Below are 5,842 nucleotides of genomic sequence, written 5' to 3'. Positions count from 1 at the left end.
CGACAGGGCCGAAGCCGGGACCGAACCCACCGCCGGGACCCGAGCCAGGACCAAACCCCGTGCTCGGTCCCGTACCTGGTGGCTGGTAGCCCGGCGGGTACTGCGTCGACGGCGGCACGAAACCCTGCGCACGCACGCTGTCGTCCACGCCCGGAGTGTGCGCTCCCGGCGGCGTGACCTGCCCCGGAGGCGGTGGCTGGACCACCGGCGGGCCGACGGGCGGGTGCACCGCCGGCGGCGGCTGGACCTGCGCCCCGATCGGCCGGTCGTCGTCCCCGCCGCCCGGCGTCCGCTTCCGAGGTGGCGGTTCGACGGGCTTCTTCGGGTCCTGCACCGTGAAGTCGCCGCCGGTGTACTCGCGGAGCTGGCCGTAGTCGATCGTCCGGGCGGCGGTGTTCGAGCTGGACTGGTTCGAGTACGCCGTGTACCGCTCGACGTTCTCCTGGGCCTTCCGGTTGTACTGGTTGATCTTGTCTTCGGTGTCGGTGTCCCACGGCGTCGCGACGTCCCAGGCGCTGCGCGTCGGCGGCTGGTCGGTGACGTCCGGGTGCAGCGAGTTCTTCATCTGGTGGAACTGGTCGATCTGCGCCTGGGCCAGCGTCGAGTTGCGGTCCAGCGTCGTGGACGCCGAGGTCGCCGACGCCGTCAGCGGCTGGAGCCGCTCCCGCGCCGCGTCCGAGGCGCCGCCCGTCCACGCGGATTCGAGGCCGGAAGTCAGCTCGCGCGTGCCCTGCTCGAGCCGGAGCTGGTAAGCCGACTGGTCGACGCCGGCCTGGTGCACCTTCTGCAGCGACTCGGTGCCGGGACCGTGCATCACGGCCTGGACCAGCTGGCCGGGCGACAGCCCGGAAGCCTGCGGGTTCGCGGCCCCGGTGCCGGTCTGCGAGCCGACGTACGCCCCCGCGACGGCGCCGGGCAGCCCGCCCGCGAGCAGGCCGACGCCCGCGCCGGTCAAGACGTTGCCGAGCCGCTCACCACCCGACTGGACGGCATGCGCGATCTCCGACCCGACGTGCTTGGCAGCGTCGAGCATGTCGCCGAACAACCCCACCGAACCGCGCTCCCCTCGCGTTCGATCTCCCCTCTTGCGTCACGGACAATACCGCACCGATTACCGACGGTGTGACGAATCGACCAGGTCAGACGATCGCACCTGCCACCGCGTCAGCGGCCGCAGCGCCCCCATGCACACGACGGCCATGCCGAGCGCGCAGAAGAAGTGCACGACCCACGCCCCGACCAGCGAGGGCCCGCCCCACGACCCGGCGGCCCCGGCCTCGGTCCAGAAGAACCCGAAGGTCGCGATCCGCCCGACGAGGTACCAGACCAGCAAGCCGACCGGAAAAGCCACGACGGCGGCACCGAAGCCACCCGGTCCAGGTTCGGCGCCGAGCCACCGCCGCGCGAGCCGCTCCCGCGCTTTCGGACCGGCGAGGTAGGTGGGCAGCGCGAGGACCGCGTAGATCGTCCGTTTCCAGTCGGAGATGGTCATGGAGATCACGCTATGAGCCGCTGACCAGCGCGAACACCAGGCTGACCGCCCCGAGTGGGCGGGGAAAACCGGAACTTCGCCGAATCTGTCGGACCCGTGTGCCACACTCGGTCGCCGTACGGTTACCGACGTGAACGGGGAGGTTCGCGTGTCGAATCCTGAGCAACTGATCGCGGACTTCGAGTCCCGGATGGCGGAGTCCCAGCGCAAGGCCGAGCGGATGGTCGGCGAGATCGAAGCGGTTTCGGTTTCCGAGCGCAGCAAGGACGGCCAGATCGGGGTGAAGGTCGACCACGCCGGGAACCTCGTCGATCTGGAGATCGGCCCGAGCGTGCGGGACAAGCCGGACCTCGCCGGCGAGATCCTCCGCACCGTAAAGGCGGCCCAGAGCAAACTCGCTGCGGCGATGCGCGTCGGCGTCACCGATCCGGTCGGGCCCGAAGTGATGAACCAGCTGGTCAACCGCCTCGAGCAGGCGTTCCCGGCCCCCGAACCGGAAGGCTTCGTCCCGCCACCGGCTTCGCCTCGCAACGATGGCGACCGGTTCGTGCCGGAAGAGGAACGGCAGGCCGCTCCGGCACCGAAACCGGCGCCGCCGCGCGCGCCGCGCCCGTCGTCCGACGACGGTCACGACGACGACTACTTCAGCGACGGCGATTACCTGCGCTGACGCGCGGGCGATGGAGGGGGAAATCATGGCCGGACCAGGCGGCCCTGGCTTCGCGGTCGACCCGCAGGAGCTGCAGAAGCACCGCGAGAACATCAAGGCGATCACCGACCGGATCGACAAGTGCAAGGAAGCTGCCCGCGCGACCGAGCACCCCGAAGCGTTCGGCCTGCTCGGCATCCCGCTCGCCGCGATCTGCGCGATCGCCCAGCAGGTGGCGGAGATCGCGATCGAATCCGCGTCGACGTCGTCGTACGACCATTCGACCCGCATCCAGCTCTGGCAGCAGATGAAGGAAGCCGACGAAGCGGAGTTCAAGGACCTGTTCAAGGTGGAGGACTGAGCCGTGGCCGACAACCCGTTGATCAAGACGGACGCCGCGGACGACCGCAGCGCACTCGAAGGCGCCGGCCTCCTCCAGGACTTCTGGGACGCGGGCACCGCCGTCGCCGACGGCAACTGGACCGAGGGCCTGGTGAACGCGGCGTTCGGGGCCGGCGGGATCGCGGAACTCGTCGCGGATCCGATCGGGACATTGGCTTCGGCCGCCGTCGGGTGGGCGATGGAGTTCTTCCCGTGGCTGAGGGAGCCGCTCGACTGGCTCACGGGCGATCAGGTCGCCCTGGAGAACATGGTCGGGACCTGGGAGAACGTCGGCAAGGAACTGGAGAAGATCAGCACCGACCTCCAGGACACCGTCAAGAAGGACAGCGCCGCCTGGGAAGGCGCCTCGGCGGACGCTTATCGCGCCTTCGCCGAAGATCGAGCGGCGACGTACGCCGGCGTGGCTACCGGGGCCAACGCGATCTCGAAGCTGGTCGACATCTGCAAAACGATCCTGAGCGTCGTGCGCTCGATCGTGCGTGACCTGATTTCCGACTGCGTCGGGAAGCTCATCAGCATCGCCTGCCGCTACCCCGGTCCGGCCCTGCCGGCGGGCATGGCCACCGAGGGCACCGCGGAAGCCGTCAAAACCGGCAGCAAGTGCATGGAGTGGATCAAGAAGCTGCTGAAGGCCTTCAAGAAGGCGCAGGAGCTGTTCCACCGCATCAGCGACATCTTCCGGCGGGTCAAGGGCGCGTTGAAGCGCGGCGCGGAAAGCCTGCCCGGCCCGCTGAAGAAGGTCGGCGGTCTGATCAAGAACGAACCGCGCGACACGCGGACGTTCCTCGAAAAGGTCCGCGACGAACGTCCCGATCGCCGGAAGTGGAAGGACATCGTCTCGACGGACCGGTCGATCGGCGAGAACCTCAAGAACGTCGGCAAGGAGTTTCGGGACGACGCCCGGAACGAGTTCGGCGAGAAGTTCGGGGAGAACTTCCGCAAGGACCTGTGGGACGACGCCAAGAAGGAGTGGGGCAAGGAGTCCAAGAAGAAGAAGGCCGAAGGGATCGACGACTGGACGGGCGGGGACGACGACGAGTCGACGGAGAAGCAGACGACCGTCCAGCCACCGGTGTTCGAACAGCCGGGCTCGCAGCGGATTTCGGGTTCGATCGAGTGACCGCGCCGGACAGCGACCGGTTCGTCGTGTCGCGGACAGCCGGACGGCACTGGGTCCAGGCCGCGGTGCTCCTCGCCATCGGCGCCGGGATCGTCTGGCTGGGCTTGTCGGCGTCCCAGCAAAGCCCGCGCGTGGCCGGCTGCGTCTTCGGCGGTGGGTTCCTGCTGCTCGGCCTGATTTTGGTCGTGCGCTCGCTGCCGACACCCGTGGTCAACGAACTGGTTTTCGATACCTCGGGAATCTCGCGCATCGTCGGCGGAGTCGTCTGGGCGGCGCGCTGGGACGAACTGGCAGCCGTCGCCGTTCCGGCCGAGCCCGGGCGTGGAACCTCCTTCCGGGTCGTCATCGAGCCGGCCGATCCTCGGTTCGCGGAGCGCCACCGAGGGCTCACGCCGGTGGCCGGGGGCCAGTGGCTGGTACCCGGGATCGCGCTGTCCGCCACCGAAGCCGACCGCGTCCGCGAGATCGCCGGGAAGTGCGCCGCGGTCGTCGAACGGCCGGTCGCCCCGGTGGTGCCCGAGCCATCGCCTCCGCCGGCCCGGGTAGACCGGTTCGTTCCCACCCCGGCGACGGTGCCCGAGCTGGACCACGTGAGCATCCACGTCAACGGCTGGGACCTCCGGAAGGTGTGGTTCTTCGACTTCGCCATGGCCATGCTCGGTATCGGGGCGTACGTGGCAGTCGAGTTCGGGCCATCCGGCTTCCTGCACACCGTCTGCCGGATTCTGGTCGGCGCGGTCATCGTGCTCGTCAGCGTCGTCCACGGCTTCGAATTCAACAGCCGCAAGCGCGAGCTCCGAGCCGATCTGCGGCTGTCGAACGTGGGTTTCCGGTGGAAGACGTACACGCGGAAGTTCGAACTGGACTGGCGCGAAGTCGCCGAACTTCGGCTCGTGAACGGTCGCCTGGAGTTCCGGCCGGCCGACCTCGATTTCCCGCTGCGCCACGGCGACGCCGAAGACCTCGCGCTGAGCGATGGCTGGTACCGCCTGCCGCGGCCGTTGAGCCGAGCGGCGGCGCGGAAGTTCAGCAGGTCCGCGCCCACGTTGCTCCCGCGCGACGTCGTGTTGACCGTCGGGTGGGGCGGGGCGCCGCCGACGCCGATCACTCGGGGGGCTACGTGATCGGCGCCGGCGACCCGATGCCCTGCCCGGCTCGCGCCGGTTGGGGCAACGTCACCACCACGTCGAGCGTGATGACGCACCAGGAGAGCGGGACCGGTCCATGAAGTGACGGCCGGGGGACGGACATCCCCCGATCGAGTGACGGGCATCCGCTGCTCGCATGATTGTCGCACTCAGCCCCGGATAAGTTACAAAAACCTTCACTTTCCCCTTGCCCGCCGGGCCTGACCTGGCCCGGACCGGTTTCGTGGCAAAGTGCGGGGATGAACTCCGACGTGCTCGTTGTGGGATCCGCCAACGCCGACCTCGTCGTCGCGGTGGACCGGCGGCCGGGTGGTGGGGAGACCGTGCTGGGCGGGGACACCGTGCTCTCGCCCGGCGGCAAGGGTGCCAACACCGCCGTCGCGGCCGGCCGGCTCGGCGCGGACGTCGCCCTGCTCGGCGCCGTCGGCGACGATCCCTACGGTCGGTTGCTGCTCGACTCCCTCCGCGCCGCCGGCGTCGACACCGGGCTCGTGCGCACCAGCGACCGGCCGACCGGGATCGCCTACATCACCGTCACCCCGGACGGTGAGAACTCGATCCTCGTCTCCCCCGGCGCCAACTCGAGCCTGGAACCCGGCGACGTCGACGCCGTCTTCGACGGGGTGGTGATCGTCGTCCTTTCGCTCGAGGTGCCGTTGCCGACTGTCGAGCACGCCGTCGCCCGCGCCGCCGAACACGGCGTCAAGGTGCTGCTGAACCTGTCGCCCGCGGCGAAGCTCTCGCCCGCGACGCTGGCCAAGCTCGACGTCCTGCTGGTCAACGAGCACGAAGCCGCGTGGCTGACCGGGCCTGGCGGCGACTTCGGGAAGCTGCTTGGCCTCGGGCCGCGGGCCGCCGTCGTCACGCTCGGGGCGGCCGGAGCGGTCGTCGTCGAAGCCGGCGGGGTAACCGAGGTCGCGTCGCCGAAGGTCGAGGCCGTCGACACCACCGGCGCCGGGGACGCCTTCGCGGGTGCGCTCGCCGCGTCCCTCGCCGACGGCGAAGGCCTGGTCGCGGCGGCCGGGCGCGCG

At 69.8% G+C, this 5,842-nt stretch carries 7 protein-coding genes; 5 read left to right on the top strand and 2 right to left on the bottom strand.

All coding sequences use genetic code 11. The annotated features are described in order from the left end of the window. Together G3I65_RS42265 and G3I65_RS42260 are read right to left on the bottom strand one after the other, a co-directional pair. A partial coding sequence (locus G3I65_RS42265; RefSeq protein ID WP_160701068.1) for a hypothetical protein occupies nucleotides 1–1,051 on the bottom strand: 1,051 nt, incomplete at its 3' end. A gap of 60 nt (nucleotides 1,052–1,111) precedes the next feature. Then, nucleotides 1,112–1,492 carry a hypothetical protein gene (locus G3I65_RS42260; protein ID WP_166641260.1) on the bottom strand — a complete coding sequence of 127 codons (381 nt, stop codon included), beginning with the start codon at nucleotides 1,490–1,492 and terminating at the stop codon, nucleotides 1,112–1,114. 148 nt (nucleotides 1,493–1,640) lie between these two features. Between G3I65_RS42260 and G3I65_RS42255 the strand changes: the two genes are divergently transcribed. The 5 genes from G3I65_RS42255 to G3I65_RS42235 all read left to right on the top strand — a co-directional run. Further along, on the top strand, nucleotides 1,641–2,162 hold the full coding sequence (locus tag G3I65_RS42255) for a YbaB/EbfC family nucleoid-associated protein (RefSeq protein WP_160701066.1): 522 nt from the start codon (nucleotides 1,641–1,643) through the stop codon (nucleotides 2,160–2,162). A gap of 25 nt (nucleotides 2,163–2,187) precedes the next feature. Then, nucleotides 2,188–2,502, top strand: coding sequence for a hypothetical protein (locus G3I65_RS42250; RefSeq protein WP_160701065.1), 315 nt, complete (start codon nucleotides 2,188–2,190; stop codon nucleotides 2,500–2,502). 3 nt (nucleotides 2,503–2,505) lie between these two features. Further along, nucleotides 2,506–3,663: a WXG100 family type VII secretion target gene (locus G3I65_RS42245; protein WP_160701064.1), complete on the top strand. Its 1,158-nt coding sequence runs from the start codon at nucleotides 2,506–2,508 to the stop codon at nucleotides 3,661–3,663. Then, nucleotides 3,660–4,787: a hypothetical protein gene (locus tag G3I65_RS42240; protein WP_160701063.1), complete on the top strand. Its 1,128-nt coding sequence runs from the start codon at nucleotides 3,660–3,662 to the stop codon at nucleotides 4,785–4,787. Before G3I65_RS42245 ends, G3I65_RS42240 begins: the two co-directional genes overlap by 4 nt. A 263-nt stretch (nucleotides 4,788–5,050) precedes the next feature. Beyond that, nucleotides 5,051–5,842, top strand: a 792-nt coding sequence (locus G3I65_RS42235; protein ID WP_160701062.1) for a ribokinase, incomplete at its 3' end; no start/stop codon positions are given.

Source organism: Amycolatopsis sp. SID8362, from assembly GCF_010550475.1.
In the GTDB taxonomy this organism is placed as follows: domain Bacteria; phylum Actinomycetota; class Actinomycetes; order Mycobacteriales; family Pseudonocardiaceae; genus Amycolatopsis; species Amycolatopsis eburnea.
Note: the sequence above shows the minus strand (reverse complement) of the source record. Positions and strands in the feature narration are given on the sequence as shown.

Bases quoted from the DNA above. Each gene is read 5' to 3' on its own strand.
- G3I65_RS42260 (WP_166641260.1), bottom strand. From the start codon at position 1,492: ATGACCATCTCCGACTGGAAACGGACGATCTACGCGGTCCTCGCGCTG.
- G3I65_RS42250 (WP_160701065.1), top strand. From the start codon at position 2,188: ATGGCCGGACCAGGCGGCCCTGGCTTCGCGGTCGACCCGCAGGAGCTG.